Origin of the sequence: Pseudorhodoferax soli (assembly GCF_003337555.1) — a bacterium.
In the GTDB taxonomy this organism is placed as follows: Bacteria; Pseudomonadota; Gammaproteobacteria; order Burkholderiales; family Burkholderiaceae_C; genus Pseudorhodoferax; species Pseudorhodoferax soli.
On the sequence record NZ_QPJK01000001.1, the window covers coordinates 776,972 to 791,510 of the forward strand.

General features: G+C 67.9%; 14 protein-coding genes. 8 read left to right on the forward strand and 6 right to left on the reverse strand.

The genetic code is table 11. From position 1 onward, the window contains the following. Nucleotides 1-6: 6 nt before the first annotated feature. The 5 genes from phnX to DES41_RS03520 all read right to left on the reverse strand — a co-directional run bounded on the left by phnX (nt 7) and on the right by DES41_RS03520 (nt 4,597). Complete coding sequence (phnX, locus tag DES41_RS03500) at nt 7-855, reverse strand: phosphonoacetaldehyde hydrolase (RefSeq protein WP_114465901.1); 849 nt, start codon at nt 853-855, stop codon at nt 7-9. After that, nucleotides 852-1,979, reverse strand: coding sequence for an iron-containing alcohol dehydrogenase PsrA (gene psrA / locus DES41_RS03505; protein ID WP_114465902.1), 1,128 nt, complete (start codon nt 1,977-1,979; stop codon nt 852-854). Before psrA (DES41_RS03505) ends, phnX begins: the two co-directional genes overlap by 4 nt. A gap of 124 nt (nt 1,980-2,103) precedes the next feature. Then, nucleotides 2,104-2,931 (reverse strand): phosphonate ABC transporter, permease protein PhnE, encoded by an 828-nt coding sequence (phnE, locus tag DES41_RS03510; protein ID WP_114465904.1) that lies wholly within the window; start codon nt 2,929-2,931, stop codon nt 2,104-2,106. Between the two features lie 2 nt (nt 2,932-2,933). After that, nucleotides 2,934-3,731, reverse strand: a complete 798-nt coding sequence (gene phnC / locus DES41_RS03515; protein WP_114465906.1) for a phosphonate ABC transporter ATP-binding protein — start codon at nt 3,729-3,731, stop codon at nt 2,934-2,936. Continuing rightward, entirely contained in the window at nt 3,728-4,597 is an 870-nt protein-coding gene (locus DES41_RS03520) for a phosphate/phosphite/phosphonate ABC transporter substrate-binding protein (RefSeq protein WP_114465908.1), read from the reverse strand. Before DES41_RS03520 ends, phnC (DES41_RS03515) begins: the two co-directional genes overlap by 4 nt. Before the next feature lie 111 nt (nt 4,598-4,708). On the opposite strand from DES41_RS03520, the gene DES41_RS03525 reads away from it, so the two are divergent. Next, nucleotides 4,709-5,575, forward strand: coding sequence for a LysR substrate-binding domain-containing protein (locus DES41_RS03525; RefSeq protein ID WP_114465910.1), 867 nt, complete (start codon nt 4,709-4,711; stop codon nt 5,573-5,575). A gap of 287 nt (nt 5,576-5,862) precedes the next feature. Then, the gene (locus DES41_RS03530) at nt 5,863-6,861 is read left to right on the forward strand and encodes a 2-hydroxyacid dehydrogenase (protein WP_114465912.1); all 999 of its coding nucleotides are present in this window, start codon (nt 5,863-5,865) and stop codon (nt 6,859-6,861) included. Between the two features lie 229 nt (nt 6,862-7,090). Here the strand turns inward: DES41_RS03530 and DES41_RS03535 are convergent, their stop codons facing one another. Continuing rightward, on the reverse strand, nt 7,091-7,954 hold the full coding sequence (locus tag DES41_RS03535; RefSeq protein ID WP_114465914.1) for a LysR substrate-binding domain-containing protein: 864 nt from the start codon (nt 7,952-7,954) through the stop codon (nt 7,091-7,093). 183 nt (nt 7,955-8,137) lie between these two features. Here DES41_RS03535 and phnD point away from each other — a divergent pair, with 183 nt between their 5' ends. From phnD to phnY, 6 genes are read left to right on the forward strand one after another with little or no spacing between them, the layout of a single operon-like run. Next, nucleotides 8,138-9,007, forward strand: coding sequence for a phosphonate ABC transporter substrate-binding protein (gene phnD, locus DES41_RS03540; protein ID WP_425466340.1), 870 nt, complete (start codon nt 8,138-8,140; stop codon nt 9,005-9,007). Continuing rightward, nucleotides 9,004-9,810 carry a phosphonate ABC transporter ATP-binding protein gene (gene phnC / locus DES41_RS03545; protein WP_114465917.1) on the forward strand — a complete coding sequence of 269 codons (807 nt, stop codon included), beginning with the start codon at nt 9,004-9,006 and terminating at the stop codon, nt 9,808-9,810. Before phnD ends, phnC (DES41_RS03545) begins: the two co-directional genes overlap by 4 nt. A gap of 2 nt (nt 9,811-9,812) precedes the next feature. After that, nucleotides 9,813-10,628 carry a phosphonate ABC transporter, permease protein PhnE gene (gene phnE / locus DES41_RS03550; RefSeq protein WP_114465918.1) on the forward strand — a complete coding sequence of 272 codons (816 nt, stop codon included), beginning with the start codon at nt 9,813-9,815 and terminating at the stop codon, nt 10,626-10,628. Next, complete coding sequence (phnA, locus tag DES41_RS03555) at nt 10,629-11,876, forward strand: phosphonoacetate hydrolase (protein ID WP_114465920.1); 1,248 nt, start codon at nt 10,629-10,631, stop codon at nt 11,874-11,876. 2 nt (nt 11,877-11,878) lie between these two features. Then, nucleotides 11,879-12,976 carry an iron-containing alcohol dehydrogenase PsrA gene (gene psrA, locus DES41_RS03560; protein ID WP_114465922.1) on the forward strand — a complete coding sequence of 366 codons (1,098 nt, stop codon included), beginning with the start codon at nt 11,879-11,881 and terminating at the stop codon, nt 12,974-12,976. Beyond that, complete coding sequence (gene phnY, locus DES41_RS03565; protein WP_114465924.1) at nt 12,973-14,418, forward strand: phosphonoacetaldehyde dehydrogenase; 1,446 nt, start codon at nt 12,973-12,975, stop codon at nt 14,416-14,418. Before psrA (DES41_RS03560) ends, phnY begins: the two co-directional genes overlap by 4 nt. The last annotated feature ends 121 nt before the right edge of the window (nt 14,419-14,539 follow it).

Consider the following 14,539-nt stretch of genomic DNA (forward strand, 5'->3'; position numbering starts at 1 on the left):
GGCGGGTCAAAGCGGCACTGCGTGGCCCGGCTCCTCTCCGCGCAGCTGCCGCTGCGCGATGTCGACGAGAACCCGCGGCAGCTCGTTGATCGATTCCACCACGTGGTGCGCGCCCGCACCGAGGAGCTTGCTCTTCGCCGCAGCGCGCAAGCGCTCCTGGGAGGCTGCATCCAGCGCCCGCCATGCATCCTGCGTGACACCGACCTCGTTGCCCGACACGCTCAGGCCAACGCACCACATGCCGGCGTTGCGCCCTTCCTCGATGCCGGGCGTGGTGTCGTCCACCTTGACGCAGGCGCGCACATCGCCGATGCCCAGCGCCAGCACATTGGCCAGCGCCATGAACGGCCCAGGGCGCCCGCCGGCCGGCAGTTCGTCGCCAGCGACCACGTGGTCGGGCGCGATGCCCTGCGCCGCCGCCAGCGGCAGCAGGACCTCCAGCACCTCGCGCGGATAGCCGGAGCACGAACCGATCTTCAAGCCTTCTGCGCGCAGTTGCTGCAGGACGGCGACGGCACCGGGAATGGGCTCGGAGTAAGCGCCGACCTTCTGGATCTGCATGGGCATGAAGCGGGCATACAGGGCGTCGATGTCTGCATCGTCTGAAGCACGGCCGAAGCGCGCCTGCCATTGGGCCTGTACAGCCGCGTCGGCCAGCAGCTGGCGGATGTGGTCGCGCTTGGACAGGCCCATGGGGCCGCGCGCCTGGGCCAGGCTGACCGCGATGCCGAAGGTGGCGAAGGCCTCGACGAAGATCTGCGTCGGCGCCAGTGATCCGAAGTCGACCAGCGTGCCGGCCCAGTCGAAGATGACGGCCTGCAGACGGTGGCCAGCGGGAAGCAAGGAGGAGTTCATGGGAGGGTGGTCTCGGATGGAGCTTGGTGGAGCGCGGCATCGGCCGCGATGAAGTTGCGACCGCGCGGGCCCTGCAGTGCGTGCGCAACGCGCACATCCCACTCCGCCTCGGCAATGCCGTAGTCGGCCGGTTCGGTGCTGACGCCCAGGCTGCGCAGGAAATCCTCGAGGGCCGCAACGGCGGCCCCGGCGCTGCCAGCACCGAACACCGAGAGAAGCTGCGCATCGACAGCGGCATCGCGGCCGAAGGCCAGCGCCATCACACGGGGCAGGCTGAACGAACAGGCAATGCCATGCGCAGTGCCTTGTGCCAGCGTGATGTCGTAGGAGAGCGAGTGCGCCAGCGCCGTGCGGGTGTTGGAGAAGGCGAGCCCGGCCTGCAGCGCTGCCGTGGCCAGCGTCTCGCGCAGGTCCAGCCGCTGCGGCGCGCGCATGAGTGCCGCAAGCGTCGCCACGATGGCGCGCGCGGCGCTGACCGCCAGGGTGGCGGACACCGGGTTGCGGTGCACGTTCCACAAGGCTTCCAACGCGTGCGACAGCGCATCCAGGCCGCTGGCGAGCGTGGCTGCCAGTGGCAGGCTCGCCATCAGCCGGGCGTCCACGATGGCGGCTTCGGGCCAGGTGCAGTCCAGGTGCAGCGACAACTTGCGGCCGCGCGCCTGGTCCCAGATGGTGGCCCAGGGCGTGACCTCGCTGCCCGTGCCTGCGGTGGTGGGCAGCGCCAGCAGGGCGCGGTGGCCACCTTGCGCAAGGCCGCGCATGTCGCCTTCCATGGCCTGCAGCAGTTGGTCGAAGCGCGCGTCGGCGGTGCGCACCAGCATGGCCTTCGCGCAATCGATGGCGCTGCCACCGCCAAGGGCCACGACGCACTCCGCTTCGGGATGCCTGGCCCACAGGCGTTCGTACATCGGTGCGAGCCAGGCGACATCGGGGTTGGGCCGCACATCGGTTTCCACGGCCACCAGGCGCGCGCCGAGCACGGCGCGCAGCTGTTCGACCAGGCCCAGCGCGTGTGCCTGCGGGAAGGCAATGAGGATGGCACGGCGCTCACCCAGGAGGGCGGGCAGTTGCTGCAGGGCGCCGCTGCCGGCATGCACCTTGACGGGATTGTGGTAGTTCCACATGGGGATCGGTTCGGGTGAAAGAAGACTTGGAATGGGTACGCCGCTCCGGCCTGCGGCACAGGCCGCAGGAAGGAAGGCGCACACGGTGCAGTTGGCGAGGGCGGTGCGGCTGGCGCACCGCCTGTCAATGGCGGCCGCTGCTCTGGATGCGGTGGCGCAGGTGGCTGGAGACCAGGTCGGCCACGACCACCATGGCGGTGATGACGATGATGCAGGTGGCGGTCTGCTCGTAGCGGAACAGCTTGAGGCTGCTGACGAGCTCGAAGCCCAGTCCGCCGGCGCCGACCATGCCCAGCACGGTGGCCGAACGCAGATTCACTTCGAAGCGGTACAGCACCACCGCGATCCAGGCCGTCAGCACCTGCGGCAGCACGCCGAACACGACCACCTGCAGCGGCCGCGCGCCCGTGGCACGCAAGGCCTCCAGCGGCCCCTGGTCGATCTCCTCGATCGCATCGGCGAAGAACTTGCCCAGCATGCCGGCGCCGTGCACGGCCAGCGCCAGCACACCGGGAAACGGCCCCAGGCCCACCGCCGAGACGAACACCAGCGCGAGGATCAACTCGTTGATGCTGCGCACCACGTTCAAGGCCTGGCGCGTGCCCTGGTAGATCCAGCGGTTGGACTGCAGGTTGCGTGCCGCCAGGAAGGACAGCAGCGCGGCGGCGGGGATCGCCAGCAAGGTGCCCCACACCGCGATCTGCACCGTCTCGATGGCCGGCGCGAGCAGGCGGTCGAGGATGCTCCAGTCCGGCGGCACCGTGCGCGAGGCGAAGTCGGCGATCTGCGGCAGGCCGGCGGCCAGTTCGCCCCAGCTCAGCTGCACGCCAGCGGCGCTCCATTGCAGCGCCCAGCCCAGGGCGAGCGCTGCGGCGGCCATGCCGATCCAGCCCTTGCCACCCTGCGGCGCCGGGCCGGTCCACAGATAACGGCTGTCAAGCTTGTCGTGCATGTTCAGACTCCCAAGGCCGTTGACAGCGCGACCGGTGCTGCGGGCTGCGCGCGCCCGGTGGACGCACTGTCCACGGGTTGCAGGTAGATCCTGTCGATGTCGGCAGCCGTCAGCGCGTCCGGACGGCCATCGAAGACGACACGGCCCTGGGCCAGGCCGACGATGCGGTCGCCGAATTCGCGTGCGTAGTCCACCTGGTGCAGGTTGCAGACCACCGTGATGCCGAGCGCGCGCGAGGCCTCGCGCAGGTACTGCAACACCGTGCGGGCCGTGTGCGGGTCCAAGCTGGCGACGGGCTCGTCGGCCAGGATCACGCGCGGCCGTTGCGCCAGCGCGCGGGCGATGCCCACGCGTTGCATCTGGCCACCGGACAGCGCATCGGTGCGCTCGTGTGCCTTGTGCGCCAGCCCCACACGGGCCAGGCAATCATGGGCCAGCGCGATGTCCTGGCGGCGGAACAGGTGCAGGCACGAGCCCAGCACCGAGACCGAACCCAGGCGGCCGGTCAGCACATTCTTCAGCGCCGTGAGGCGCGGCACCACGTGGTGGTGCTGGAAGATCATGGCGACCTTGCGCCGCAGTGCGCGTGTGTCGCCGTACTGCATCGCGTCGATGCCGTCGATCTGCAGCTCGCCGCTGTCGGCCGTGGCCAGGCGGTTCATGCAGCGCAAGAGGGTCGACTTGCCGGCGCCGGACTGGCCCAGCACCACCACGAACTCGCCGGCCGCGGCATCCAGGTCCACGCCGCGCAGCACGGCGTTGCTGCCGTAGCGCTTGGTCAGCTGGCGGGTGCGGATCACTTCATGCTCCGCAGGTCGAGCTTCAGCGTCCTGGCGGTGTCGCGCACCACGTTGTAGGCGGCGTCGTTCGTGGGCTGGAAGCCGTTCAGCACACCCTGGTCGCCCCAGGGCAGGTCTTTCACCTGGGCCAGCGCCTTGGCCACTTTCTCCTTCATGGCGGGGTCCAGGTCCTTGCGCCAGACCATCGGCGACTCGGGGATGGGGCTGGACGACCAGACGATCTGCAGATCTTCCTGCTTGACCGTGCCCTTGGCGATGGCCGATGCCAGGATGCGGTCGGCCACGGCGGCGGCGTCGACTTTCTTGTTGGCCACGGCCAGGATGCTGGCATCGTGCGATCCGGAGAAGATCACGCGGCCGAAGGTGCGCTCGGGGTCGAAGCCTGCCTGCAGCAGCCCGGCCTTGGGGAACAGGTGCCCGGAGGCGGAGGTGGGATCGACGAAGGCGAAGCTGCGGCCCTTGAGGTCCGCGGGCGTGCCCAGGCCGCTGTCCTTGCGCGCGATGATCACGCTGCGGTAGGCGCTCTGGCCCGTCTTCTTCGTCACCGCGACGGAGAAGGCCTCGACATCGGCGATGGAACTGGCCATCACGTACGAGAACGGGCCGAGGTAGGCCACGTCCAGCTTCTTGGCGCGCAATGCCTCGATCACGCCGTTGTAGTCGGTGGCGACGAAGGCCTTGACGGGCACCCCGATCTGCTGCTGCAGGCTGTCGAGCACCTGCCGGCTGCTCTCGATCATGGCCTGCGAGTCCTCGGCCGGAATCAGGCCGATGGTCAGGGGCTGTGCGGCGGCCGCGGGCAGCGCGCACAGCGGCAGCGCCAGGGCAAGCAGGGCGCGGCGCAGGGGAAAGAAGCGTTGGGTCATGGGAATCTCGCAGCGGGGTGGGGGGATGGCCGCAAGATTACGAAGCCGATGTGACAACGCCATATCAGGACGATCATGAATCCGTCATCGTCCCATCGTAAAAACCTATGGATGTCAGCCATCCAGATCCGCGCCTTCATGGCCGTTGCCCAGCACCGCAGCTTCAGCGCCGCAGCGCGCGCCTTGGGCCTGAGCCAGCCGACCTTGACCGCGCAGGTGCAGCAGCTCGAACGCCGCCACGCGGTGCAGTTGTTCCTGCGCCGCGGGCATGGTGTCGAACTGACCGACGTGGGGCAGCGCCTGCTGCCACTGGCGCGGCAGCTGGGCGCGCTGGAGGTCGAGGCGTACAACCTGCTGCACGACAACGGGCAGTTGAACGCCGGTCACCTGAAGCTGGGCGCCGTCGGGCCCTTCCACGTGATCGAGATGGTGGACGCCTACCGCAAGCGCTATCCGCGCATCGAACTGTCGATCCGGCTGGGCAACTCCACCAGCGTGTTCCGCGACCTGCAGGACTACACGATCGACCTGGGTGTGCTGGCCCGCTTCCACGAGCCACCCGGTTTCACGGCGATCCCGTATGCGCGGCATGCCATCGTGCTCAGCGTGCAGGCGGGGCATCCGTTCGCCGAGCGCCGCGAGATCCGCATCGAGGAGCTCGAGAACATGCCGCTGCTGCAGCGCGAAAGCGGCTCCAGCACCCGGCGCGCGATCGAGGCTGCGCTGCGGCAAGCGGGCGTCAAGCCCAAGGTGGCCATGGAAATCGGCAGCCGAGAAGCCCTGCGCGAGGCATCCATCCGGGGCATGGGCATCGGCACGGTGTCAGAGGCGGAGTTCATCCCCGACGAGCGCTTGCGCCTGGTGCGCATCGAGGGCGATCCTGCCTTTACGGAGACCTGTCTCTACTGCCTGGACGAGCGACGGGGCAGCCCGCTGCTGATGTCGTTCATCGACGTGGCGAAAGGCCTGCGCGCGTAGCTGTCGCGGAGCGTCGGCCCCGGTGCCAGGCATCCGACCGAATCCCGCGCATGCTCCTGACGACGGCGGGCTCGGGCATCATGGTGCCATTGACGCACCGGGCGGCGGGAACCTCCCCGTCATCTTCGGCAGCGGCGACGTGACCATGGGCAACCGGTGGAAGGCCGGGGCCGCGATGCGCGCACCCTCGGGTTGCTGTCGTCGCCACCGTCGGCATGGCCGGTGCGAGCGCATCGGCATGTGGCGAAGCCACCGCCGGCACGGTCCATTTTCTCAGGGAACATTCGATGAAAACAGCCGTCTTCAGTGCGCGCCGGTACGACCAGGCCCTGTTCGCCAAGGCGAATGCGCAGGCCGGCCATGAACTGGTCTTCTTCCAGGACCGGCTGACACCCGAGACGGCCAGGCAGGCTGCCGGCTGCCCGGCCGTCTGCGTGTTCGTCAACGACCAGGTCGACGCGCAGGTGCTGGGCCTGCTTGCTGCCCAGGGCACGCGCCTGGTCGCCACGCGGTCGACCGGCTTCAACCACATCGATGCAGCCGCGGCTGCGGCCGTCGGCATCGCGGTCGTGCGCGTCACCGACTACTCGCCGCACTCGGTGGCCGAGTTCGCCGTCGGCTTGCTGCTGGCCCTCAACCGCAGGATCGCACGGGCCAGCATGCGCACGCGCGAGGGCAACTTCGAGTTAGACGGGCTGATGGGCTTCGACCTGCACGGCAAGACCGTGGGCGTGATCGGCACCGGCAAGATCGGCAGCATCTTCGCGCGCATCATGCTGGGCTTCGGCTGCACGGTGCTGGGACACGACATGGACCCCAAACCCGCCTTCGAGCAGATGGGCGGGCGGTACGTCGGTGTGGCAGAACTGGTGGCCGCATCCCACGTGGTCTCGCTGCACTGCCCGCTCACGGACGCGACGCGGCACATCGTCGACGCCAAGCTGCTGGCCAGCACGAGGCGCGGCGCCATCCTCGTGAACACCAGCCGCGGCGCGCTGGTGGACACCGACGCGGCCATCCAGGCGTTGAAGACGGGCCAGCTCGGCGGGCTGGCCATCGACGTCTACGAGCAGGAGGCCAGCCTGTTCTTCCAGGATCTCTCGTCCACCATCATCACGGACGACGTGATCCAGCGCCTGGTCTCGTTTCCCAATGTGATCGTGACGGGCCACCAGGCCTTCCTGACCGAAGAGGCCATCGGCCAGATCGTCCAGACGACGCTGGAGAGCATCACAGCGTTCGAACGTGGCACCGCGCTGTTGAACCGGATCCCCGCAACGCCGTAGAAGCGCTCTGCGTGGCGCATGTGGGCACTTTCCTGCCGCAAGCGCCCTGGATCGTTCAAGGTGTCGGGGGACCAGCGACACACACGCGAAGAAGACTTCGGTCCGCAACGGTTCATTGCGACCGGCGGCCGGCCGGCCGCGCCTGCGCGCGCGCGTGCGCTTGGGCCATCGGGCTCGGGCCGGCTCCACGCCTGCGATGTGTTCGGCGCGTCGGCCGGCGCAGCGCCAGCTAGCTGTCTTTGCCGATGACCTGGAAGAAAGCGCGCACCAGGCGCGTGTCGCGCCGCTCGGCCAGGCAGACCACGTGTGCGTAGGTGCGCACCTGTGCATCGCTGATGCGAACCGCGTGCAGGCCGGCCCCGGGCACGTACTCGACCTCTGACACGGCACCCACGCCCACGCCCTGGACGACGGCCTCGCGAATGATTTCGCGGCTGGCCACTTCCATGACCACGTCGGGCTGCACATTGGCCGCCTTCAGTGCTGCCTCGATGGCGCGTCGGGTGGTCGAGCCTTGCTCACGCAAGATCAGCCTCTCGCCTTGCAGTTCTGCCGTGCGGATGCTGCGGCGCCGTGCGAACCGGTGCGAGGCACTGCAGAAGATCACGACGGGGTGTTCGCTGTAAGGCACGGACACGAAGCGCTTGTCCTGCAGCACCTGGGCAAGAACGCCAACGTCGGCCGAATAGTCCAGCAGCCGGTCCAGCACCTCCTGCGAGTTGCCCGTGGTGACGGAGATCTTCACCCCGGAGTACCGCTGGTTGAACCCGACCAGCATGCGCGTGACGTGCGATGGCCCCACGGCAGCCACACGCAGGTGCCCCGTGCGCAGCTCACCGGCGTCCTGCAGCACCTGGACCGCCTCCTGCTCCAGGCCAAAGATCTGGCGCGAAAGCTGGAAGAGGCGCTCGCCGATCTCCGTCGGCCGAATCCGCCGTCCCGCACGATGGAACAGCTCGACTTTGTAGAGCTGTTCGAGCTGCGCGACCTGCGTTGTCACGGTGGGTTGACTGACGTGCAGTGCCTGGGCTGCACGGGTGAAGCTGCCTTCCGAGGCAACGGCATGAAAGGACCGCAGCTGTGTCAGGCGCATGCATTTCCCCTTGGTGTTATCCCAGGTGAACTATAGGTCTGATCAATGAAACGGTGGAAAAACTTGAATTTGCCAAATAGGTTGCCGGCGCCGAAAGTTGCGCCACGGGCCCTGCAGGCAAGCAGGCCGTACCCCGGTCAGAGCAGCGACACAGCCGCACCCCACACAGGAGACAACATGCCATTGACTCGCCGATCCCTCATTGCCAGCGCCCCGGCGCTGGCACTGCCCATGGCCGGCCTCGCTCCGCCAGCCCATGCCGCCAAGCCACTGACGGTGGGCCTCATTCCGTCGGAGGACTCGCGCGCCATGATCGCCAACAGCCAGGCCATGATGGACATGCTGTCCAAGGCGCTGGACATGCCGGTCAAGCCGTTCGTCGCTGCGGACTACAACGGCGTGATCGAGGCGCTGCGCTCGCGCCGCCTCGACGTCGCCTATCTCGGCCCGTTCTCGTATGTGCTCGGGGCCACGGTGGCGGAGATCGAGGCCTTTGCCGTGGCGGAGACCAAGAGGGCGGGCCGCACGTCCTACCACTCGCTGGTCGTGGCGCACAAGGACAGCGGCATCAAGACAGTGGCCGACCTGAAAGGCCGCACCTTCGCCTTCGTGGACCCCACCTCCACATCGGGCCACCTGTTCCCCAAGGCCGGGCTCATGAAGGCAGGCTTCAACCCCGACAAGGATTTCGGCCGCGTGATCTTCTCGGGTTCGCACGACTCCAATGCGGTGGCGGTGCAGAACAAGAAGATCGACGCGGTGGCCATCGCCGACCGCATCCTGGACGCGGCCATCGCCAAGGGCCTGGCCAGGCGCGAGGACCTGGTGGTGGTCTGGAAGTCCGAACCCATTCCCGAGTCCCCCACCGTCTGGCGCAAGGACCTGGACCCCGAGCTCAAGAAGCGCGTGCAGGCCGCCTTCCTGCAGGTCAAGGACATTCCCTGGTCCGACCAGGGCATGTTGAACGGCTTCCATCCGACCAACGACGCGGCCTACCAGGTGATCCGCGACACGGCCAAGCTGCTGAACCTCGACCTGAGGGCCATGAAATGATCCGGATTCGGGGCCTCGACAAGCGCTACGGCAACTTCGACGCGCTCAAGAACATTGACCTGGACGTGGCACCTGGCGAGTTCCTCGTCGTGCTGGGCCCGTCCGGCGCCGGCAAGTCCACCCTGCTGCGCTGCATCAACCGGCTGGCCGAGCCCAGTGGTGGCGACATCCACATCGACGGGAAGCTCGCCAAGTCCGATGGAGCCAGCCTGCGCCAGCTGCGCCGGCAGGTCGCCATGATCTTCCAGCACTACAACGTGGTGCCACGCCTGTCGGTGCAGAAGAACGTGCTGACCGGCCGCCTGGGGGCCATGCCGGCGGTGCTGTCGTGGCTGCAGCTGTTTCCGCGCGCCGACCTGGAGATCGCCCGCGAATGCCTGCGCCGCGTGGAGTTGCAGGACAAGGCCGAGCTGCGCACGGACACCTTGTCGGGCGGCCAGAAGCAGCGGGTGGGCATTGCCCGCGCACTGGCCCAGCAACCCAAGATCATCCTGGCCGACGAGCCAGTCGCGAGCCTGGATCCCAAGACCTCGCGGACGGTCCTGAACTACCTCAGACAGGCCAGCCGCGAGCTGGGCATCACCGTGGTCTGCAACCTGCACCAGATCGACTACGCCCGCGAGTTCGGCGAGCGCATCGTCGGTGTCTCGGGCGGCCGCATCGTCTTCGAGGGCGGCCCGCAGGCGCTGACCGACGATGTGCTCAAGCGCATCTACCCGGGCTTGGACGAGGGCGAGCGCCGCCCCGCCCCGCCCACCCCCGCAGCCCCCGCGCTGCACCACATGGAACTGCAGGAGGCATGAGCATGAACATCGGTTCCTACACCTTGCTGGTGGCACGGCCGTCCGGCAACGCAGGCTGGTTGCCACGCCTGGGGCTGGGCGCCCTGGCCGTTGCCGTGCTCTGGTGGGCCGCACGCGGCAGCCAGGTGAGCTTCGGCGAACTGGCCAAGGGCTTGCCTTGGATCGGCGACTTCCTGGCACGCATGACGCCGCCCAACTGGGCCTTCCTGGACAAGCTCGTCGTGCCGGCCATCGAGACGGTGCAGATCGCGATCTGGGGCACGCTGCTGGCCGTCATCCTGGCGGTGCCGGTGTGCTTCTTCGCGGCCCGCAATCTGACGCCCAACGTCGTCGTCTACCAGTTCACGCGCCAGGTGTTCAACGTCACACGCGGCATCAACGAGATCATCCTCGCGCTGGTCTTCGTGGCGGCTGTGGGCCTGGGACCGTTTCCGGGCGTGCTGGCTCTCGCCATCCACGGGGCCGGCATGCTGGGCAAGTTCTTCTCCGAGTCGATCGAGGAGATCGACCAGGGGCCGATCGAGGCGCTGCGCGCCACTGGCGCCGGGCCGATCCAGACCATCATCTTCGGCGTCTTGCCGCAAGTCGTGACCGCCTGGATCGCCGTCGTGCTGTACCGCTTCGAGACGAATCTGCGCCAGGCCACCGTGCTGGGCATGGTGGGCGCCGGCGGCATCGGCTTCGAGCTGGTCGGCAGCATGAAGCTGTTCCAGTACCGCGACACCGCCACCTGCATCCTCGTGATCATCGCCATGGTGATGGTTGCGGATTACATCTCGACCCGGCTGCGTGCCTGGATCCAACAAGGAGCCCATTGAATGACCGCCACCCCCACTTTCATCGAAGCCAATGGCAGGCGCTATGCGCGGCCCCAGCAGCCTGTCGTGGTCGTATGCGTCGACGGCTGCGAGCCGGACTACATCACGCAAGCCATCCAGGCGGGCGTCGCACCGTACATGGCGCGCATGCTGGAGCACGGGAGTTCGTTGATTGGCGACTGCGTCGTGCCCAGCTTCACCAATCCGAACAACGTGTCCATCGTCACCGGCGTGCCGCCTTCGGTCCACGGCATCTGCGGCAACTACTTCTACGATGTGGAGGCAGACCGCGAGGTCATGATGAACGACCCGGCCTACCTGCGTGCACCGACGCTGCTGGCCGCCTTCGGCGATGCGGGTGCCAGCGTTGCGGCCATCACGGCCAAGGACAAGCTGCGCACACTGCTGGGCCACCAGCTCCGGGGCGTGTGCTTCTCGGCCGAGAAGGCCGACAAGGCCACGGCCGCCGAATGCGGCATCGACAAGGTGCTTGAGCTCGTGGGCAGGCCCGTCCCGTCGGTCTACAGCGCAGACCTGAGCGAGTTCGTGTTCGCCGCAGGCGTACGCTTGCTGCAAGCGCGCCGGCCGGACCTGATGTACCTGTCGACCACCGACTACGTCCAGCACAAGTGCGCGCCCGGCACGCCGGAAGCCAACGCCTTCTACGCCATGATGGACGGCTATCTGTCCGAGCTCGATGCCCAGGGGGCGGTGATCGGACTGACAGCCGACCACGGCATGAGCCCCAAGACGGACGCCGCCGGGCGGCCGCGGGTGGTGTACCTGCAGGAAGCCCTCGACGCCCGCCTGGGCGCAACTGCAGCACGGGTGATCCTGCCCATCACCGATCCCTACGTCGTGCACCACGGCGCGCTGGGCTCGTTCGCCACCGTCTATGCCCGCAACGCGGTTGAACGCGCGCAGGCGCGTGAGGCCTTGCTGGCCTTGCCCGGGATCGAAGCGGTGTTGACGCGGGATGAGGCGGCGCAACGCTTCGAGTTGGCCGCGGACCGCATCGGCGATCTGGTCGTCGTGTCCGATCACCTCACGGTGCTCGGCACCAGCGCGGCGCGCCATGACCTCAGCGGGCTGACGGTGCCCCTGCGCTCGCATGGCGGCATCTCCGAACAGAAGGTGCCACTGCTGTTCAACCGTCCGCTGCACGGCGTGGACCCGGCGCGCCGCCTGCGCAACTTCGATGTGTTCGACCTGGCGCTGAACCACGCGAGCGCGCCGACCGGGAGCTGAACATGGTCCACGAATTCCACAACCCCGTGCGCAGTGTCTACGGGGCGGGGGCCCTGTCGTCCCTGCCCAAGCTGCTCGACGGCCGCCGTGCCACGCTGGTGGTCTTTCCGGAGGCGCGCCAACTCGGCTTGCTCGACCGGCTGCAGGCGCTGCTCGGCGAGAGCCTCGCCGGCACCATCGACGATGTGCGGCCGAACCCCGATGTCGCCGAACTGAAGGCCTTGTACGAAACGTTCTGGCGCGATCCCGCTGCCGGAGAGGTGCTGGTCGCGGTCGGCGGCGGCAGCGCCATCGACACGGCCAAGGCCTTGATGGTGGGCACCCAAGGTGGCGGCTTCGACGAACTGGTGCGCGCGCTGGCCGCGGGCAAGGGCTTCGTCCCTGCGCGGTGCAAGACGCTGATCGCCGTGCCGACCACCGCTGGCACCGGCAGTGAGGTGACGCCCTGGGCCACGGTGTGGGACCGCGCCGCGCAGAAGAAATACTCGCTGCACCTGCCGCAGACCTGGCCCGCCATCGCGCTGATCGACCCCGATCTGATGCTGTCGCTGCCGGCCTCCGTCACGCTGCAGAGCGGCCTTGACGCGCTGTCGCACGCTCTGGAGTCCATCTGGAACGTCAATGCCAACCCGCTGTCGGACACCTTCGCGGTCGCGGCGGTGCACGACATCCTGGATGCTCTGCCAAAGCTGATGGCGCGCCTGGACGACAAGGGCTTGCGCGGCCGCATGGCGCTGGCCGCGCTGAAGGCCGGCATGGCCTTCTCCAACACGCGCACGGCCTTGGCGCATTCGATCTCCTACGAAATGACGCTGCGCTATGGCCTGCCGCATGGCATCGCGTGCTCGTTCCCCCTGCCCATGGTGCTGGAGCGTGCGATCGGCCGCGACGCGGGGCGCGACGCCGTGCTGGCACAGGCCCTGGGCCCGCTCGATCACGCCGTGCAGCGCCTGTCCGGCTTCATCGAGCGGCTGGGCGTGAAGACGCGCTTTGCAGACTACGGCGTGGACCACGAGCAGGCCGAGCAGATGGTCGCCTACGCGCTGGCCGGAGCCCGGGGCAAGAACTTCATCGGAACTGCATTGCAGGAGGCAGCATGAGCACAGTGTTGGAGAACACGAACTTCCGGGCGGAGGCGCTGCGGATCGGTGGCGAGAAGCTGCGCACGGCCCGCACCCTGGACGTCTACAACCCCTACTCGGGCGAGCGTGTCGGCGCGGTGGCCATGGCGGGCATCGGCGAGGTGCGCCGCGCCATGGACATCGCCCAGGCCTACAAGCCCACGCTGTCGCGGTACGAGCGCTCCGCCATCCTGAACCGCGCTGCCGCGTTGCTGCGCGAGCGCATGGAGGAAGCCTCCGACCTGATCACCGCCGAGTCCGGCCTGTGCAAGAAGGACAGTCTCTACGAGATCGGCCGTGTTGCCGACGTGCTGAACTTCGGCGCCAACGAAGCCCTGCGCGACGACGGACAGGTGTTCTCTTGCGATCTCACGCCGCATGGCAAGAAGCGCAAGGTCATCACCATGCGCGAGCCGCTGCTGGGCGTCATCACCGCCATCACGCCGTTCAACCACCCGATGAACCAGGTGGCGCACAAGGTCGTGCCCTCCGTGGCCACCAACAACCGCATGGTGCTCAAGCCCTCGGAGAAGGTGCCGCTGTCGGCCTACTACTTCGCCGACCTGCTCTACGAAGCAGGGCTGCCGCCTGAGATGCTGCAGGTGGTGTCGGGCGATCCAGCCGAGATCGCCGACGAATTGCTGACGCACCGGCACGTCGATCTCGTCACCTTCACCGGTGGGGTGTCCATCGGCAAGTACATCGCCGCCAAGGCCGGCTACCGGCGCATGGTGCTCGAACTGGGCGGCAACGACCCGCTGATCGTGATGGACGATGCCGACCTGGACAAGGCGAGCGACCTGGCGGTGCAAGGTTCCTACAAGAACTCCGGACAGCGCTGCACGGCGGTCAAGCGCATGCTGGTGCACCACAAGGTGCTCGGCGAGTTCACCGAGCGCGTGCTGGCCAAGACCCTGGCCTGGCGCCACGGAGATCCCGCGGACCGCAGCAACGACATGGGCACCGTGATCGACGCAGCGGCTGCGCGCCACTTTGAGAAGGTGGTCAACGAGGCCGTGGCACAAGGGGCGCGCTTGTTGACAGGCAATGTGCGAGCAGGAGCGCTGTACGCGCCCACCGTACTTGACCGTGTGCGACCGGAGATGGCGGTGGTGCGCGAGGAGACCTTCGGCCCGGTCTCACCGATCATCGGCTTCCAGGACATCGACGAGGCCATCCGAATCTCCAATGGCACCGCCTACGGACTGTCCTCGGGCGTCTGTACGAACCGGCTGGACGATGTGACACGCTTCGCCCGCGAACTGCAAGTGGGCACCGTGAACCTGTGGGAAGTTCCCGGCTACCGCATCGAGCTCACGCCGTTTGGCGGCATCAAGGACTCGGGGCTGGGCTACAAGGAAGGTGTCCAGGAAGCGATCAAGTCGTTCACGAACTGCAAGACGTTCACGTTGCCCTGGTAAGGAGAAGCGCTTCGCCGGACGGAGCAGCGCGGACCGGCAAGCGCACCCAAGGTCGGCGCCCGGGCCCGCCTCCATCGGGTAGTTCGGCATGTCCGCGGGTTTTCGACACGGAAAAAAGGCT

What these genes read in the sequence shown, in the direction of transcription:
- phnX (WP_114465901.1), bottom strand. Translation starts at nt 855, where the DNA reads ATGAACTCCTCCTTGCTTCCCGCTGGCCACCGTCTGCAGGCCGTCATC.
- psrA (WP_114465902.1), bottom strand. Translation starts at nt 1,979, where the DNA reads ATGTGGAACTACCACAATCCCGTCAAGGTGCATGCCGGCAGCGGCGCC.
- phnE (WP_114465904.1), bottom strand. Translation starts at nt 2,931, where the DNA reads ATGCACGACAAGCTTGACAGCCGTTATCTGTGGACCGGCCCGGCGCCG.
- DES41_RS03520 (WP_114465908.1), bottom strand. Translation starts at nt 4,597, where the DNA reads ATGACCCAACGCTTCTTTCCCCTGCGCCGCGCCCTGCTTGCCCTGGCG.
- DES41_RS03525 (WP_114465910.1), top strand. Translation starts at nt 4,709, where the DNA reads ATGTCAGCCATCCAGATCCGCGCCTTCATGGCCGTTGCCCAGCACCGC.
- DES41_RS03530 (WP_114465912.1), top strand. Translation starts at nt 5,863, where the DNA reads ATGAAAACAGCCGTCTTCAGTGCGCGCCGGTACGACCAGGCCCTGTTC.
- DES41_RS03535 (WP_114465914.1), bottom strand. Translation starts at nt 7,954, where the DNA reads ATGCGCCTGACACAGCTGCGGTCCTTTCATGCCGTTGCCTCGGAAGGC.
- phnC (WP_114465917.1), top strand. Translation starts at nt 9,004, where the DNA reads ATGATCCGGATTCGGGGCCTCGACAAGCGCTACGGCAACTTCGACGCG.
- phnE (WP_114465918.1), top strand. Translation starts at nt 9,813, where the DNA reads ATGAACATCGGTTCCTACACCTTGCTGGTGGCACGGCCGTCCGGCAAC.
- phnA (WP_114465920.1), top strand. Translation starts at nt 10,629, where the DNA reads ATGACCGCCACCCCCACTTTCATCGAAGCCAATGGCAGGCGCTATGCG.
- psrA (WP_114465922.1), top strand. Translation starts at nt 11,879, where the DNA reads ATGGTCCACGAATTCCACAACCCCGTGCGCAGTGTCTACGGGGCGGGG.
- phnY (WP_114465924.1), top strand. Translation starts at nt 12,973, where the DNA reads ATGAGCACAGTGTTGGAGAACACGAACTTCCGGGCGGAGGCGCTGCGG.